Annotated in this window: 17 protein-coding genes; 9 read left to right on the forward strand and 8 right to left on the reverse strand. The window is 55.6% G+C overall.

What is annotated here, in order from left to right; genetic code table 11:
* The first annotated feature begins 4 nt into the window (after positions 1 to 4).
* From potH to ACMGGM_RS20460, 6 genes are all read left to right on the forward strand, one after another.
* Positions 5 to 940, forward strand: a complete 936-nt coding sequence (potH, locus tag ACMGGM_RS20435) for a putrescine ABC transporter permease PotH (protein ID WP_248235128.1) — start codon at positions 5 to 7, stop codon at positions 938 to 940.
* The gene (gene potI, locus ACMGGM_RS20440; RefSeq protein ID WP_014883155.1) at positions 937 to 1,782 is read left to right on the forward strand and encodes a putrescine ABC transporter permease PotI; all 846 of its coding nucleotides are present in this window, start codon (positions 937 to 939) and stop codon (positions 1,780 to 1,782) included. Before potH ends, potI begins: the two co-directional genes overlap by 4 nt.
* 20 nt (positions 1,783 to 1,802) lie before the next feature.
* On the forward strand, positions 1,803 to 2,321 hold the full coding sequence (locus tag ACMGGM_RS20445) for a YbjO family protein (RefSeq protein WP_058690435.1): 519 nt from the start codon (positions 1,803 to 1,805) through the stop codon (positions 2,319 to 2,321).
* Positions 2,322 to 2,361: 40 nt separating this feature from the next.
* The gene (gene rlmC, locus ACMGGM_RS20450; protein WP_047026684.1) at positions 2,362 to 3,501 is read left to right on the forward strand and encodes a 23S rRNA (uracil(747)-C(5))-methyltransferase RlmC; all 1,140 of its coding nucleotides are present in this window, start codon (positions 2,362 to 2,364) and stop codon (positions 3,499 to 3,501) included.
* 105 nt (positions 3,502 to 3,606) lie between these two features.
* Positions 3,607 to 4,314, forward strand: coding sequence for a response regulator transcription factor (locus tag ACMGGM_RS20455; protein ID WP_045134201.1), 708 nt, complete (start codon positions 3,607 to 3,609; stop codon positions 4,312 to 4,314).
* Complete coding sequence (locus ACMGGM_RS20460) at positions 4,298 to 5,767, forward strand: ATP-binding protein (RefSeq protein WP_063614094.1); 1,470 nt, start codon at positions 4,298 to 4,300, stop codon at positions 5,765 to 5,767. Before ACMGGM_RS20455 ends, ACMGGM_RS20460 begins: the two co-directional genes overlap by 17 nt.
* A gap of 87 nt (positions 5,768 to 5,854) precedes the next feature.
* Here the strand turns inward: ACMGGM_RS20460 and artJ are convergent, their stop codons facing one another.
* From artJ to ACMGGM_RS20490, 6 genes are all read right to left on the reverse strand, one after another.
* Positions 5,855 to 6,586, reverse strand: a complete 732-nt coding sequence (artJ, locus tag ACMGGM_RS20465) for an arginine ABC transporter substrate-binding protein ArtJ (RefSeq protein WP_014883160.1) — start codon at positions 6,584 to 6,586, stop codon at positions 5,855 to 5,857.
* Between the two features lie 195 nt (positions 6,587 to 6,781).
* Positions 6,782 to 7,450, reverse strand: a complete 669-nt coding sequence (gene artM, locus ACMGGM_RS20470) for an arginine ABC transporter permease ArtM (RefSeq protein WP_014883161.1) — start codon at positions 7,448 to 7,450, stop codon at positions 6,782 to 6,784.
* Positions 7,450 to 8,166, reverse strand: coding sequence for an arginine ABC transporter permease ArtQ (gene artQ, locus ACMGGM_RS20475; RefSeq protein WP_063614065.1), 717 nt, complete (start codon positions 8,164 to 8,166; stop codon positions 7,450 to 7,452). Before artQ ends, artM begins: the two co-directional genes overlap by 1 nt.
* Before the next feature lie 6 nt (positions 8,167 to 8,172).
* Positions 8,173 to 8,904 carry an arginine ABC transporter substrate-binding protein ArtI gene (gene artI / locus ACMGGM_RS20480; RefSeq protein WP_008500032.1) on the reverse strand — a complete coding sequence of 244 codons (732 nt, stop codon included), beginning with the start codon at positions 8,902 to 8,904 and terminating at the stop codon, positions 8,173 to 8,175.
* Positions 8,905 to 8,923: 19 nt separating this feature from the next.
* A complete protein-coding gene (gene artP, locus ACMGGM_RS20485) occupies positions 8,924 to 9,652 on the reverse strand; it encodes an arginine ABC transporter ATP-binding protein ArtP (RefSeq protein WP_014883163.1) in 729 nt (242 codons plus the stop codon).
* Between the two features lie 226 nt (positions 9,653 to 9,878).
* Entirely contained in the window at positions 9,879 to 10,397 is a 519-nt protein-coding gene (locus tag ACMGGM_RS20490) for a lipoprotein (RefSeq protein WP_014883164.1), read from the reverse strand.
* A 97-nt stretch (positions 10,398 to 10,494) separates the two neighbouring features.
* Between ACMGGM_RS20490 and ACMGGM_RS20495 the strand changes: the two genes are divergently transcribed.
* The 3 genes from ACMGGM_RS20495 to ACMGGM_RS20505 all read left to right on the forward strand — a co-directional run bounded on the left by ACMGGM_RS20495 (position 10,495) and on the right by ACMGGM_RS20505 (position 12,539).
* Entirely contained in the window at positions 10,495 to 10,818 is a 324-nt protein-coding gene (locus tag ACMGGM_RS20495) for a heavy metal-binding domain-containing protein (protein WP_023332507.1), read from the forward strand.
* Positions 10,815 to 11,645, forward strand: a complete 831-nt coding sequence (locus tag ACMGGM_RS20500; protein ID WP_045268551.1) for an N-acetylmuramoyl-L-alanine amidase — start codon at positions 10,815 to 10,817, stop codon at positions 11,643 to 11,645. Before ACMGGM_RS20495 ends, ACMGGM_RS20500 begins: the two co-directional genes overlap by 4 nt.
* A 270-nt stretch (positions 11,646 to 11,915) precedes the next feature.
* Complete coding sequence (locus tag ACMGGM_RS20505; RefSeq protein ID WP_047343468.1) at positions 11,916 to 12,539, forward strand: helix-turn-helix domain-containing protein; 624 nt, start codon at positions 11,916 to 11,918, stop codon at positions 12,537 to 12,539.
* Here ACMGGM_RS20505 and ACMGGM_RS20510 read toward each other — a convergent pair whose 3' ends face one another.
* Both ACMGGM_RS20510 and ACMGGM_RS20515 read right to left on the reverse strand, forming a co-directional pair.
* Complete coding sequence (locus ACMGGM_RS20510) at positions 12,540 to 13,178, reverse strand: hypothetical protein (protein ID WP_045268550.1); 639 nt, start codon at positions 13,176 to 13,178, stop codon at positions 12,540 to 12,542.
* On the reverse strand, positions 13,178 to 14,743 hold the full coding sequence (locus ACMGGM_RS20515; protein WP_200925058.1) for an ExeA family protein: 1,566 nt from the start codon (positions 14,741 to 14,743) through the stop codon (positions 13,178 to 13,180). Before ACMGGM_RS20515 ends, ACMGGM_RS20510 begins: the two co-directional genes overlap by 1 nt.
* Positions 14,744 to 14,856 lie beyond the last annotated feature (113 nt).

The following is a 14,856-nucleotide window of genomic DNA, read 5'->3' on the forward strand; positions in this document are numbered from 1 at the left end:
GCCAATGAGTACACTTGAACCTCCAGCCCGCGCAGCCAGCTGGCTGACGCGCCTTAAGATGAAGCACGGCCGCAAGCTGGTGATTGCCATGCCTTACGTGTGGCTGATCCTGCTGTTCCTGCTGCCATTCCTGATCGTTTTCAAGATCAGCCTGGCGGAGATGGCGCGGGCGATCCCGCCGTATACCGACCTGTGGGAGTGGGCAGACGGGCAGCTGACGCTGACCTTAAACCTCGGTAACTACCTGCAGCTCACCGAGGACCCGCTCTATATTGAAGCCTATCTGCAGTCGCTGCAGGTGGCGGCGATCTCGACGCTCTGCTGTCTGGTGATGGGCTACCCGCTGGCGTGGGCCGTGGCGCACAGTAAACCCTCGACGCGTAATATCCTGCTGCTGCTGGTGATTTTGCCGTCGTGGACCTCATTCCTGATCCGCGTTTACGCCTGGATGGGGATCCTGAAAAACAACGGCGTGTTGAATAACCTCCTGATGTGGCTTGGGGTTATCGATCAGCCGCTGACGATCCTGCACACCAACCTCGCGGTCTATATTGGCATTGTGTATGCCTATCTGCCGTTTATGGTTCTGCCGATCTATACGGCGCTGACGCGGATAGATTACTCGCTGGTGGAAGCCTCGCTTGACCTCGGTGCGCGTCCGCTGAAAACCTTCTTCAGCGTCATTGTCCCGTTGACCAAAGGCGGGATTATCGCCGGGTCGATGCTGGTCTTTATTCCGGCGGTAGGGGAGTTTGTGATCCCGGAACTGCTCGGCGGGCCGGACAGCATCATGATTGGCCGCGTGCTGTGGCAGGAGTTCTTCAATAACCGCGACTGGCCGGTAGCGTCTGCGGTGGCGATTATCATGTTGCTGCTGTTGATCGTGCCGATCATGTGGTTCCACAAACATCAGCAGAAACAGATGGGAGACCACGGATGAATAACTTACCGGTAGTGCGCTCCCCGTGGCGAATTGCGATCCTGGCGATCGGCTTTACCTTCCTGTATGCGCCGATGCTGATGCTGGTGATCTACTCGTTCAACAGTTCCAAACTGGTGACGGTCTGGGCGGGCTGGTCGACGCGCTGGTACAGTGAGCTGTTCCACGACGATGCAATGATGAGCGCGGTAGGGCTGAGCCTGACCATCGCCGCACTGGCGGCAACGATGGCCTCTGTTCTGGGCACCATCGCCGCGCTGGTGATGGTGCGTTTCGGCCGTTTTCGCGGTTCGAACGGCTTCGCCTTTATGATCACCGCGCCGTTGGTCATGCCGGACGTGATTACCGGCCTTGCGCTGCTGCTGCTGTTCGTGGCGCTGGCGCATGCCATCGGCTGGCCGGCGGATCGCGGCATGCTCACCATCTGGCTGGCGCACGTCACGTTCTGTACCGCCTATGTCGCCGTGGTGATCTCCTCGCGTCTGCGCGAGCTGGATCGCTCGATAGAAGAGGCGGCGATGGATCTCGGCGCGACCCCGCTAAAGGTCTTTTTCATCATTACCCTGCCGATGATCATGCCGGCGGTGATCTCCGGCTGGCTGCTGGCATTTACCCTCTCGCTCGACGATCTGGTGATCGCCAGCTTTGTCTCCGGCCCGGGGGCGACAACGCTGCCGATGCTGGTCTTCTCCAGCGTGCGCATGGGGGTTAACCCGGAGATCAACGCCCTGGCCTCTATCATCCTCGGCGTGGTCGGAATTGTCGGATTTATCGCCTGGTATTTGATGGCGCGCGCGGAAAAACAGCGCGTGCGTGATATCCAGCGTGCAAGACGCGGCTGAAGCATTTAAAATTTCCAGTGATGTGCCGCGTATCACGCGGCACTGTTTTTCAGGGAAGTAAAACATTGGGATTATTAAAAAAATCACGGCTTACGCACGCTCGTCCTAACGTTCCTGCGCTGGTACAGGTGGCGGCGCTCGCCATTATTATGATCCGCTGCCTGGACGTGCTGATGATTATGAATACCCTGGGCGTGCGCGGTATCGGTGAATTCATTCACCGCAGCGTGCAGACGTGGAATCTGACGCTGGTTTTTCTGAGCAGCCTGGTGCTGGTGTTCATTGAGATCTACTGTGCGTTTTCGCTGGTCAAAGGGCGCAACTGGGCGCGCTGGGTCTATCTGCTGACGCAGGTGACCGCCGCCAGCTACCTGTGGGCCGCCTCGCTGGGGTATGGCTATCCCGAACTGTTCAGCATTGCGGGCGGATCAAAACGCGAGATTTTGCACGCGCTGTTTTTGCAAAAACTGCCGGATATGCTGGTGCTGTTCTTCCTGTTCGTGCCTGCGTCCAGTCGACGGTTCTTCCAGTTGCAATAATGTGTATAATCGCAGCCCCCGTTATTCTTAAGGTTTTCATATGCAGTGCGCACTCTATGACGCCGGACGCTGCCGCTCCTGTCAGTGGATAGAACAGCCGGTCTCTCAACAACTCACCGCCAAAATGGCCGACCTGCAACAGCTGCTGGCTGAACACGCGGTGGGGGAGTGGTGCGCACCCGTCAGCGGACCGGAGCAGGGCTTTCGCAACAAAGCCAAAATGGTGGTCAGCGGCAGCGTCGAAAAACCGCTGCTGGGGATGCTGCACCGCGACGGCACGCCGGAAGATTTAACCGACTGTCCGCTGTATCCCGCGTCGTTTGAACCCGTCTTTGCCGCACTCAAACCGTTTATTGCGCGGGCAGGGTTAACGCCCTACCACGTCGCCCGCAAGCGCGGCGAGCTGAAATATCTCCTGCTGACGGAAAGCCAGCTAGACGGCGGCATGATGCTGCGTTTTGTGCTGCGCTCGGAAGCGAAGCTGGCGCAGCTTCGCGCGGCGCTGCCGTGGCTGCAGGCGCAACTGCCGCAGCTTAAGGTCATTACGGCAAACATACAGCCGGTGCACATGGCGATTATGGAAGGGGAGAAAGAGATCTTCTTCACCGAACAGCCTGCGCTGGCCGAAAATTTCAACGGCGTACCGCTGTGGATCCGCCCGCAAAGCTTCTTCCAGACCAACCCGACCGTCGCGAGTGCGTTGTATGCCACCGCCCGTGACTGGGTTCGGGCGTTAAACATTCATCATATGTGGGATCTGTTCTGCGGCGTGGGCGGTTTCGGCCTGCACTGCGCCACGCCTGAAATGCAGCTGACCGGGATTGAGATCTCTGCTGAAGCGATTGCCTGCGCGAAACAGTCCGCCGCCGGGCTGGGGTTAACGAATCTCCACTTCCAGGCGCTTGACTCTACCCAGTTCGCCACCGGCCAGGGCAATGTGCCGGAACTGGTGCTGGTCAACCCGCCGCGACGGGGCATCGGAAACGCACTCTGCGATTACCTGAGCCAGATGGCACCGGATTACATCGTCTACTCCAGCTGCAATGCGCAGACCATGGCGAAAGATATCGCCAGCCTGCCGGGCTACCGCATTGAACGCGTTCAGCTTTTCGATATGTTCCCGCATACCGCGCATTACGAAGTGTTGACGTTGTTAACCCGTAGGCCGGGTAAGGCGTAGCCGCCACCCGGCATGAACCCGGCACAATGTTCAACAAAATGTGAACTCTTCCCCCGCTCGAAATCAGGTAAGCTTACGTAATAAGAAATGATTGAAGGCTTACCCATGAAGCACATCCTGCTGGTGGAAGACGACCACGATATCGCGGCGCTTCTGCGACTCAATTTAGAAGACGAAGGCTACGCCATCACCCACGAGCCCGACGGGGGCAACGCCCTGCAGCGCCTGGAAAAACAGTCGTGGGATGCGGTGATCCTCGACCTGATGCTCCCAAACGTTGACGGGCTGGAGATTTGCCGACGCATCCGTCAGATGACGCGCTACCTGCCGGTCATCATCATCAGCGCCCGCAGCAGCGAAACCGACCGCATTACCGGGCTGGAAACCGGTGCCGATGACTATCTGGCTAAGCCGTTTTCGGTGCAGGAGCTGATTGCCCGCATTAAAGCGCTGTTCCGCCGTCAGCAGGCGATGGGGCAGGCACAAACGGACGGGCAAATTCAGGCGCACGGTTTGACGATCGATCCGCTGGCGCGCAGCGTCCTGCTCCACGGACAGGTGGTGGATCTCACCCCGCGCGAATTCGAACTGCTTTACTTCTTTGCCCGCCACCCTGGCGAAGTGTTTTCCCGTCTGGCGCTGCTGGAGCAGGTCTGGGGTTATCAGCACGAAGGCTATGAGCATACCGTCAACACCCATATCAACCGCCTGCGCATCAAGATTGAGAAGGACGCTGCCGAGCCGGAAATCGTTCGCACCGTCTGGGGTAAGGGATACAAATTTGCGGAGCCAACGCCTGATGCGTCGCTTTAGCCTCAGCCAGCGCCTGACGCTGCTGTTCATTCTGCTGATGATGCTCTGCGCCACCGTCGCCTGCGCGGTACAGCTCTACACCAGTACGCAATACGGCAACGCGATGGTGCAGCGGTTGTCGGGCGGACTGGCGCAGCAGATCGTCCAGCGGGAACCGATTCTCGACGCGCAGGGCAGGGTTGACCGCAGTTCGCTGAAACCGCTCTTTGACCGTCTGATGACCTTTAATCCGAGCGTGGAGCTCTATGTTGTCTCACCCGACGGCGATATCCTGGCCGATGCCGCACCGCCGGGCCATATTCAGCGGCAAAAAATCGATCTGGCACCGGTTCAGACCTTCCTGAGCGGCACCGCCATCCCGGTACTGGGCGACGATCCGCGCAGCCAGAACAAAAAAGTCTTCAGCGCCACGCCGCTGCGTCAGGAGGGTGAGCTTAAGGGCTACCTGTACATTATTTTGCAGGGCGAGGAGTCGAATGCGCTGGCGGACATGGCCTGGCATAAGGCGCTGTGGAGCACGGTGCTCTGGTCATTGCTGTGGGTTGCACTGTTCGGCCTGCTGGCGGGATTACTGGTCTGGTACTGGGTGACGCGTCCGGTTAAACGCCTGACGGAAGAGGTCACCGGGCTTGAGCAGGACAGCATTAGCGCAATCAGGCTGCTGGCAGCAGAGCCGCCGGACGTCGCGGCCAATGACGAAGTGGCACGCCTGCGCAACAGTTTTATCGAGCTGGCGCGCAAAATCACCCGCCAGTGGGATCAACTGGCCGACAGCGATCGCCAGCGCCGGGAGTTTATCGCCAATATTTCGCACGATCTCCGCACGCCGCTGACCTCTCTGCTGGGTTATCTGGAAACGCTGTCGCTGAAATCCACCACGCTGACGCCTCAGGAGCACCAGCAATATCTCGCCACCGCCCTGCGTCAGGGGCAAAAGGTACGCCATCTTTCCCAGCAGTTGTTTGAGCTGGCGCGTCTTGAGCACGGCGGCATTAAACCGCAGCGCGAGCGTTTCGCGATGGGGGAGCTGATTTCCGACGTGGCGCAGAAGTTTGAGCTCACTGCCCGCACGCGAGAGGTCAATCTGCATATTGACGTGCCTGGGCCGTTGCCGCTGGTCAATGCCGATGTATCAATGATCGAGCGCGTGGTGACCAATTTGCTGGATAACGCAATGCGTCATACGCCGACCGGCGGGGAAATTCGTCTGGCGGTCTGGCAGGAGAATGAACAGCTTCAGGTCGAAGTGGCTGACAGCGGTACGGGCGTGGATGCGTCGCTGCGCGACGATCTGTTCCAGCGGCCTTCAGCGTTGAACACTCAGGCCTCGCGGGAGAACCGCGGCGGGTTAGGGCTGTTAATCGTCAAACGGATGCTGGAGCTGCACGGCGGTGGAATACGGCTGATGGAGTCGGTGAGTGGGGCACGATTCAGGTTCTTTGTGCCGTTGTGAGAATTGCCGGGTGGCGCTGCGCTTATCCGGCCTACAAAACCCCCCTCGTAGGCCGGGTAAGGCGAAGCCGTCACCCGGCAAAACACCTTACTGCGGGAACCACTGCTCGCTGATTTTCTGGTACGTACCGTCAGCTTTAATCGCTTTCAGCGCGCCGTTCAGTTTTGCAAGCAAGGCTTTGTTATCCGGACGTACCGCGATGCCGAGGCCGGTACCGAAGTACTGTGGATCGGTCACTTTCTCGGTCGCCGTGCCCAGCTGCGGGTTGGTTTTCAGCCACTCGTTGACCACGGCGGTATCGCCGAAGACGCCATCAATACGGCCATTTTTCAGGTCGATAATCGCATTCTGATAGCTGTCATAGGCCACGGTTTTCACTTCAGGATGTTTGTCCTGCAGGTATTTCTGGTGCGTGGTGCCGTTTTCCATCCCGATGCGTTTGCCTTTCAGCTCGTCGAAGGACTTATACGCCCCTTTCTTCGCAATCACTACCGCCGAGTTGGCGTAGTACGGGTCGGTGAACGCTACCTGCTTGCTGCGCTCTGGGGTGATGTCCATTCCGGAGATCACCGCATCGTATTTTTTGAACTTCAGCGACGGGATCAGGCTGTCAAAGGCGTGGTTGGTAAAGGTGCAGTCGGCCTGCATCTGTTTGCACAGCGCTTTCGCCAGGTCGATATCGAAACCGACGATCTGGTTGCTGGCATCCAGCGATTCAAACGGCGGATAGGTGGCGGACACGCCAAAATTGATTTTATCCGCTGCGGATGCGCCTGCGGCGAACGTTGCCAGTAATGCGGCCAGAACTAACTTTTTCATGGTAATGCTCCCGTCTGTCTTATTGATGCGCCGTGTCTGCGGCCTGGATGTACAATGCCAGTTAATGAATTTATATGCAATAAAAACGATTAAATATTATCTTTATGGCAAAAAAAAGCGGATAACCAGAAAGTTATCCGCATTGATTAATCACATTTATGCACTTCTTGCCGGGTGGCGCTGCGCTTACCTGGCCTACGATCTGCGCTCAAACGCTAAAGCTTTACGCTCAATCAGGCGCATCATCAGCGTCAACAGGCCGTTCACGACCAGATACACCACGCCCGCCGCGCCGAAGACCATCACGTCATAGGTGCGTCCATACAGCAGCTGTCCGTGGCCCATCACTTCCATCAGGGTGATGGTATAGGCCAGAGAGGTACTCTTGAACACCAGCACCACTTCGTTGGAGTAAGAGGAGAGCGCACGCTTAAAGGCGTACGGCAGCAGGATCGCCAGCGTGTCTTTCTTGCTCATGCCGAGCGCCCCGCAGGACTGCCATTGCCCTTCCGGGATGGCACGAATCGCGCCGTAGAACAGCTGGGTGGTATAGGCCGCGCTGTTCAGGGAAAGGGCTATCAGGGCGCACAGCCACGGCTCAGAGAGCAGATGCCAGATAACCGGATATTCCTGCAGCGACGGGAACTGTCCCGGGCCGTAGTAAATCAGGAAGATCTGCACCAGCAGCGGCGTACCGGTAAACAGGGTGATGTAGCCGCGCACAATCCATACCAGTACCGGCGTTTTCAGCGTCAGGACGATGGTGAAGATGAGCGCCAGGATCAGCGCCACGATAATGGACGCCACGGTCAGCGTCAGGCTGGTATGCAGCCCTTTCATGAGCTCCGGGAAATATTCAAGCATCAGCCTGGTCTCCGTTCAAAGCGCGTCGCCCGCAGGTCAATACGCTTGAGGATGTACTGACTGAGCAACGTGATCACCAGGTAGATCGCCGCCGCCACAATGTACCAGGTAAAAGGCTCCTGGGTACGGGTGGCGATGCTTTTGGTTTGCAGCATCAAATCGTTAACGCTGATCAGGCTCACCAGCGCGGTATCTTTCAGCAGCACCAGCCACTGGTTACCAAGGCCCGGCAGGGCATGGCGCCACATCTGCGGCATGACCAGACGGAAGAAGATCGCTGATTTCGACATACCCAACGCCTGACCCGACTCCCACTGCCCCTGCGGCACGGCTTTCAGCGCACCACGCAGGGTTTGCGACGCGTACGCCGAGTAGAGCAGGGAGAGGGCAATCACGCCGCACAGGAACGGGCTGACGTCGAAGTTTTCAATCTGCATTTGCACCGGGATCTGCGCAAAGCCAAGATTGAAAGTGAAGCCATCCGACAGCGTAAGCAGCAGCTGCGAGGAGCCGAAATAGATAAACAGGACCACCAGAATTTCCGGTAGTCCACGCAGCACAGTGACCAGCGCGGAGCCTGTCCAGGCGACGGGGAACCATTTCGCGGACTCCCACACCGCAAAGAACATCGCCAGCACCAGGCCGATAATCAGTGCGCAAACGGCAAGGCCGACGGTCATCCCGGCGGCGCTTGCTAAAGGAAAAATTTCATTCATCAGGAATTACTTCTGGAACCATTTTTTGTAGATGGTTTCGTAGGTGCCGTCTTTCTTCACTTTTTCCAGCGCAGCGTTGAACTTCTGCTGCAGCTCAGTGTTGCCCTGACGAACGGCAATCCCCAGACCGGTACCGAAGTAGTCCTTATCGGTCACTTTGTCGCCTACTGGCGCCAGTTTATCGTTCGCTTTCAGCCACTCGGTCACGACCGCGGTGTCGCCAAAGACGCCGTCAATACGACCATTTTGCAGATCCAGCTTCGCGTTCTGGTAGCTGTCATACGGAACGGTGGTGATTTCCGGATGCTTATCCATGATGAATTTCTGGTGCGTGGTGCCGTTCTGCACGCCCACTTTTTTGCCTTTCAGCTGATCAACAGAGGTGAATTTCCCTTTCTGACCAATGAACAGCGCCGAGTTGTCGTAGTAAGGGGTCGTAAACAGCACCTGCTTTTCACGCTCAGGGGTGATGTCCATACCGGCCATGACGGCATCGATACGGCGGAACTTCAGGCTTGGGATCAGGCTGTCAAACGCCTGGTTGCTGAAAGTGCAGGTCGCATCGATCTCTTTACACAGGGCGTTTGCCAGGTCTACGTCAAAGCCAACAATTTTATTGTTTGCATCAATGGACTCAAACGGAGGGTAAGACGCTTCCGTGGCAAAACGAATGGTCTGGGCTGCGGTAGCGGAAAGGGTTACGCCAGCAAGCAGCACGGCAAGTAATACTTTTTTCATTATATTTCCCCTGACACAATCAATGAGATAAATAGTTTTTGAAGGCATCGGTTTGCGGGTTAGCGAAGCAGCTCGCATCACCTTGCTCAACGATATACCCATTTTCCATGTAGACCACACGGCTGGCGGTTTTACGCGCCACTTCCACTTCGTGGGTGACGATGACTTGCGTGATATTGGTTTCCGCCAGCTCACGAATAATGCTGACGATCTGAGCGGTGATTTCCGGGTCCAGCGCCGCGGTCGGTTCATCAAACAGCAGAACCGCCGGTTCCATCATCAACGCACGGGCAATCGCCACACGCTGCTGCTGACCACCCGAAAGATGCAGCGGATAACGGTCACTGTAAGGCTTAAGGCGCAGACGCTCCAGCAGCTTTTCGGCACGGCCGATGGCCTGATCCTTACTTAACCCCAGCACGCGGCACGGGGCTTCAATCAGGTTTTGCAGCACCGTCAGATGTGGCCAGAGATTGTATTGCTGGAAGACCATGCCGACGTTTTGACGCAGCTCGCGAATCGCTTTATCAGACGGCGTTTTCGCGAAATCAAAATGGTTACCGGCAATCGCCAGCGTACCTGAACGGGGCATTTCAAGCAGATTAAGGACACGCAGAAGGGAGCTTTTACCTGCACCGCTTGGGCCAAGCAAAACCAGCGTTTCGCCTTCCGGGCAGTTCAGCGTGATGTCAAACAGCGCCTGGTGTGCGCCGTAGAAGCAGTTAATGCCGTTTAGTTTAATACTCATCGGGGCAGTCTTTACTCATCCAGGCAATCTATAGCAATTGAGGCCGCAGATAGTACCGTTGACAGAATAGTTATGCAATATTTCTGCGTTAAAAGTTAAATATAACCCGTATTTCCTCTTAAACATAGCACAAAATAGCGAAGGGCAAAGGCGGCGAGTATAAATGTCGGCATTCCGCGAGAAATGCCGGACATTTTACGGGGGTAACATTTTTATAACTGATGATTTAGCGGTTCTCAATCGACTGGCGCAGCGTGCCTGCCGGGGCATGAACGCTGCCGCCAATGTAGCGTACGTCGTCGACAGCCCAGCACTGACCTTCACGGATCATCAGTACCTCATCCTGCCAGGACTGGGTCCCCTGGGTCAGCTTGACGCGCAGCGGAATGTTTCGCGCATCGGTGTTGGGAATGGTAGAAGCGCTGGCCACTTCCGCACTGTCCGGCAGCGTGGTACGGCTGGAGAACGGATCGGATTTAAGCAGGGTATTATGCTGCGGATCGCGGGTGGCGTCGTTGAGCAGTTTTGCCAGACCGTCGCTCAGGTAAGGGCGCAGGCCGGTGAGATCGTTGCTGCGGTGCTGAATGCGGTAATCATAGAACTGCTGCGCCACGGTGTCCGGGCCGCCGTCAATGCAGGGGCCGCTGCGGGTACCAATATCCTTAAAGGCTGGCGTGACCGTGGTGGTACAGGCGCTGAGCACCAGCGCGCAGGGCACCAAAAGTGTTAAAGCAGAGTAGCGCATGTTGATTTCCTTATTTATTAACTATCCTTTCAATCATAGCGTAACGAACCGATAATGCTGTGCCTAAGGCATTGAACGCTAAAGAAGGAGAGAAACTATGCAGTTTTCAACAACGCCAACCCTGGAAGGGCAAACAATAACCGAGTATTGCGGCGTGGTGACCGGGGAAGCAATTCTCGGTGCCAATATCTTCCGCGACTTTTTTGCTGGCATCCGTGACATCGTGGGTGGACGATCCGGTGCCTACGAAAAAGAGCTGCGTAAAGCGCGAGAAATTGCTTTTAAGGAGCTGGGTGAGCAGGCCAAGGCGCTGGGTGCGGATGCGGTAGTCGGCATTGATATCGACTACGAAACGGTCGGGAAAGATGCCAGCATGCTGATGGTGAGCGTCAGTGGAACGGCGGTGAAAACCCGTCGATGAAGCGTTCGCTCTCCACTCTCCTGCTGGCGCTGTTGCTGGCAGGATGTACCTCGGAAAAGGGCATTGTTGATAAAGGCGCGTACGAGCTGGATACCCGCCATCAGGCGCAGGCGGCCTACCCGCGAATAAAGGTGCTGGTGATCCACTACACCGCCGATGATTTTGACACGTCGCTGGCGACCCTAACCGATAAAAACGTCAGCTCTCATTATTTGATCCCCGCAAAGCCGCCAGCACCGGACGGCAAGCCGCGTATCTGGCAACTGGTACCCGAGAGCGAACTGGCCTGGCATGCAGGTATCAGCTTCTGGCGCGGTACCAACCGAATTAATGATACGTCTGTGGGCATTGAACTTGAAAATCGTGGCTGGCAAAAGTCTGCTGGCGTAAAGCGTTTTACACCTTTCGAACCCGCGCAGATTGCGGCGCTGGTGCCACTCGCCAAAGACATCATTGCCCGCTACAACATCAGACCTGAGAACGTGGTGGCCCATTCGGACATTGCGCCGCAGCGCAAAGACGATCCCGGTCCGTTGTTCCCGTGGCGACAGCTGGCTCAGCAGGGGATAGGCGCATGGCCCGATCCCGCGCGCGTCGCATTTTATATCAACGGACGACCACGCTTTCAGGCGGTGGATACCGCAGCGTTACTCGATTTGCTTGCGCGCTATGGCTATGACGTACCGGCCAACAGCACCCCAGCGCAGCAAAAACGTATCATCATGGTATTCCAGATGCACTTCAGGCCTGACCTGTGGAACGGCGTCGCAGATGTCGAAACGATGGCCATTGCTGAAGCGCTTTTAGAGAAATACGGGCAGGGGTAATCCTTCGGATACCCCCGAAAGCGCCAATTACTCCTGATTTACTTGAGATTAATCTTAGGTACAAACTCAATTCATTTTTAGTTAATTGACTTAAAATTATCCGCATTTAAGATAGACACATAGCTTGCTAATTAATGCAGCAAATAAATATATCTCATTCATCTTTTATTTTTCTCCTTGAGTGTATCATCAGGAAAAATATTCTAAGGCTAAGGTTTTTTTTGCTTTGGTCTGCATACTAAAAATTAACATCTTAAATCGGGTATAACAATGTTAAGTATTTACGGTAAAAAGTTACGTCCACAGGACGAAATGAATAGTATTATTTCTGCAACCTCAGGTTTTGAAGAGAAAACCTTAAAGAAATGGCAGAAAATATCCACCTCTGATTCACAATATATTCATATTATCGTCAGCGGCGAAGTTGAATTCCGACGTGAATCCGACGAACTGTGTATGTTCACGGTTACCGGCCAGTGCATTTTTGGTCTCTCTTCGATGTACTACGATGCGACCCATATGTACGGCCTCGTTCGGGCCAATACCGTGGTGCGCTCAATTAAAAAAGAGACCTTCGCGCAGCTCATGACGGATAAAAATTTGTGGCCTCAACTGACCAAAGTTCTCTCCTGGTATATTTGTATGTTGAGCAAACGTGACGATGTTCTGGTTGCCCGCAGTGCTTATTCAGTCGTACGTGAGTTTTTATACGAGATCAATGACCTGATTGTTCATCAGCAACGCGACATCAACGTTTATGATTATATTCAGGAGTACACCAACCTGGCTCGTAGCACCATCATTAAAATTCTTTCCGATCTGAAAAAAGGTCAATATATTGTTGTGGAAAAGGGAAGACTCCTTAACCTGACAGCCTTGCCTGAAAAATATTAACTACTCCAGCCGGTCTCCTTTCTCACTCAAAGGGGACCGGGCATCCACTTTATGATTCACATCCCTCTGCGAATTATCCTGCGTTTCGTCAACCGGCGGCGCGGGAATTTTGCCTTGCGAATAATCTTGCTCTTGTTCTTTTAACGCCTGCTTAAGTAACTCGCTTATAGAAGCGTCATCACTGCCTGTGCTGGCGGAGGCGGCTTCGTGTGCTTCGGTTCCGGGTAACGTATCCCGGGAAGTATCATGGGGCACGTCACCATCAGGTGCCTGCTGCCAGTCGGCATCATCGCTGTTGATGGGCAGATCCTGCATGGCAGGAACATCCGCCTGCACCGGAGCCGGTTTTGGCTGCGGATGCGGATGGGGATGCGGGAACGGCTTGCTCACATACACATAGTGCATATCTGAAAGCTGCGTTTCCGGTTTCGCGGCGCTTGCTTTGACCGGTTCCGGCGCCGGATGGCGAAGGTTCCAGTAAACATGCGCGTACAGCCCTGCCATGATCATGGCGCACAGAGCCACCATCCCTAAAAAGGCATGGCTAACGATGTTTCTCAGACGGGGGAGGCGGTATGAAAACCAGACCGCCTCGCCGGTGGTGTAACTGCGCTGAGCCGCAAGACAGATGGTAGACATTAGGAATGCTTCTCCTGCGTGTTGGCGTCGGGTGTGTCATGCGTGGTCTGGAGCAGTACGCTCGGCGCGGTATGGGTTTCACGCATCAACTGCATCAACGTATCTTCGCCAGGAATGCCATCCACATGCAGATGCATTTTTTGCTGGAATTCGCGTGTGCGTTTCATCATCTCCGCCGTCCAGGTCTGCGAATGGGTTTCTGGCTGGCCAAGCGCCAGGCTCAACTGCTGGTCAAGCCAGCCCATGTCTTTCGTGTCGCTGGCGGCACTGATAGCGTCTTTACCTTCCGGCGTCAGGCGGTGCAACTGGGTAAAGTTGCCGGTCGCATGCTGGTTAAACCAGCGGCGGCTTACCTGCCAGGTACGGTTATTCATCAGCAGGTCGAGTGACGTATCTCCGACGCGGGCGACCACGGCATAGTTAAGATGATCGCCGGTTTTCAGCTCGCTCACCCACGGATACCCCTCCTGTGCCAGCGCATCGGGTGAGGCATTCCCCTGTTTACACATCAGGTTCACCTTCGCGGCGTTCTGGCACAGGGCATCATCCGCCGAGGCGTCATACCCCCACATCAGGTAGAGCTGATGCATGGCATCCGGCTGATTAACCATTTCGTTGTCGATGACCGGCACCACCGGTGCTTCAACTTTTGGCGCCTGCTGTTTCCAGCTGACGGGTACCGGGAGTTGAACCGGAAGTTTTCCGGCGATCGACGACGTTAAATACCAGCCGCAGGCGGCGAACAGCACTGAGGCAAAAAGCCCCACGGTTGCCAGGCGCTTACCGTGTTTTTTCGCCGGGAGGATCTCACCTGCCGCCAGCCGTAAATGACGCGGGCTGACCTCGGCTGCACGTTCGGTCCAGGCAGCCAGCATCGACAGATGCGACAGTTCATTCAGTTTGCTGATATTCCCTTTGGTCAGCGCATGCATTTTACGCACGCGTGCCGGGGATAACGGTGCGCTCTCGCACCCGTGTTCTTCACACTGCGCCTGTACATAGCTGAGATATTCCCGGCAGGTAAGGGGACGCAAAGTGTGGCGGGTGTGCGCATATTCACGCAGTTCAGATTGCTGCATCAGAACAACGTCCCGATCCGCCGCGCCCGTCAGCACCACCGACAGGCGAAACGCCAGCTCCTGGGCACGGGTGAGTAGCATCGCCAGCACCTCGTGACAGCTCTCTTTCATCGCCTCGCAATGGCTAACGATCAGTATCTTCGCCCGGTTTTTTTCCGCCTGCCACTGGTGCAGTACGGCATCCACCGCCTGAATCCGGTTCTTGTTCTCTTTGGTTCCCGGGCTGAGCTTGTACAGCAGGCTACTGGCACTCAGTTTTGGAAACGCATTAATAGCAAGCACGTCGGGGTGGGCAGATTTGAGGGCGTCACTGAACTGCCCCAGCAGAGGGGCATCGTCGGAAAAGAGCCCGATAATTCCCGCCTGTTGGGTTTTCTCCTTCAGCAGGTTGAAAACATCCTGATGATAAGGCACCAGAAAATCGCCGTTTGAGCGGACGATCTTCCGAAAGGGCGGATTTTTAAAATTAAAGTGCTTCTGATACATAACGACTTACCGTCTCTGATTGGGAATAGCAACAGGACGAGAAAGTAAAGCAACGCCAGGGTGTGGTCAATTTACACACAGGGTAAAAATATCCACTGGACGATGCCTAACAT

The sequence above is a fragment of the Enterobacter sp. BNK-14 genome (genome assembly GCF_047456095.1).
GTDB lineage: Bacteria > Pseudomonadota > Gammaproteobacteria > Enterobacterales > Enterobacteriaceae > Enterobacter > Enterobacter kobei.

What these genes read in the sequence shown, in the direction of transcription:
- potH (WP_248235128.1), top strand. Translation starts at nt 5, where the DNA reads ATGAGTACACTTGAACCTCCAGCCCGCGCAGCCAGCTGGCTGACGCGC.
- potI (WP_014883155.1), top strand. Translation starts at nt 937, where the DNA reads ATGAATAACTTACCGGTAGTGCGCTCCCCGTGGCGAATTGCGATCCTG.
- ACMGGM_RS20445 (WP_058690435.1), top strand. Translation starts at nt 1,803, where the DNA reads ATGTGCCGCGTATCACGCGGCACTGTTTTTCAGGGAAGTAAAACATTG.
- rlmC (WP_047026684.1), top strand. Translation starts at nt 2,362, where the DNA reads ATGCAGTGCGCACTCTATGACGCCGGACGCTGCCGCTCCTGTCAGTGG.
- ACMGGM_RS20455 (WP_045134201.1), top strand. Translation starts at nt 3,607, where the DNA reads ATGAAGCACATCCTGCTGGTGGAAGACGACCACGATATCGCGGCGCTT.
- artJ (WP_014883160.1), bottom strand. Translation starts at nt 6,586, where the DNA reads ATGAAAAAGTTAGTTCTGGCCGCATTACTGGCAACGTTCGCCGCAGGC.
- artM (WP_014883161.1), bottom strand. Translation starts at nt 7,450, where the DNA reads ATGCTTGAATATTTCCCGGAGCTCATGAAAGGGCTGCATACCAGCCTG.
- artQ (WP_063614065.1), bottom strand. Translation starts at nt 8,166, where the DNA reads ATGAATGAAATTTTTCCTTTAGCAAGCGCCGCCGGGATGACCGTCGGC.
- artI (WP_008500032.1), bottom strand. Translation starts at nt 8,904, where the DNA reads ATGAAAAAAGTATTACTTGCCGTGCTGCTTGCTGGCGTAACCCTTTCC.
- artP (WP_014883163.1), bottom strand. Translation starts at nt 9,652, where the DNA reads ATGAGTATTAAACTAAACGGCATTAACTGCTTCTACGGCGCACACCAG.
- ACMGGM_RS20490 (WP_014883164.1), bottom strand. Translation starts at nt 10,397, where the DNA reads ATGCGCTACTCTGCTTTAACACTTTTGGTGCCCTGCGCGCTGGTGCTC.
- ACMGGM_RS20495 (WP_023332507.1), top strand. Translation starts at nt 10,495, where the DNA reads ATGCAGTTTTCAACAACGCCAACCCTGGAAGGGCAAACAATAACCGAG.
- ACMGGM_RS20500 (WP_045268551.1), top strand. Translation starts at nt 10,815, where the DNA reads ATGAAGCGTTCGCTCTCCACTCTCCTGCTGGCGCTGTTGCTGGCAGGA.
- ACMGGM_RS20505 (WP_047343468.1), top strand. Translation starts at nt 11,916, where the DNA reads ATGTTAAGTATTTACGGTAAAAAGTTACGTCCACAGGACGAAATGAAT.
- ACMGGM_RS20510 (WP_045268550.1), bottom strand. Translation starts at nt 13,178, where the DNA reads ATGTCTACCATCTGTCTTGCGGCTCAGCGCAGTTACACCACCGGCGAG.
- ACMGGM_RS20515 (WP_200925058.1), bottom strand. Translation starts at nt 14,743, where the DNA reads ATGTATCAGAAGCACTTTAATTTTAAAAATCCGCCCTTTCGGAAGATC.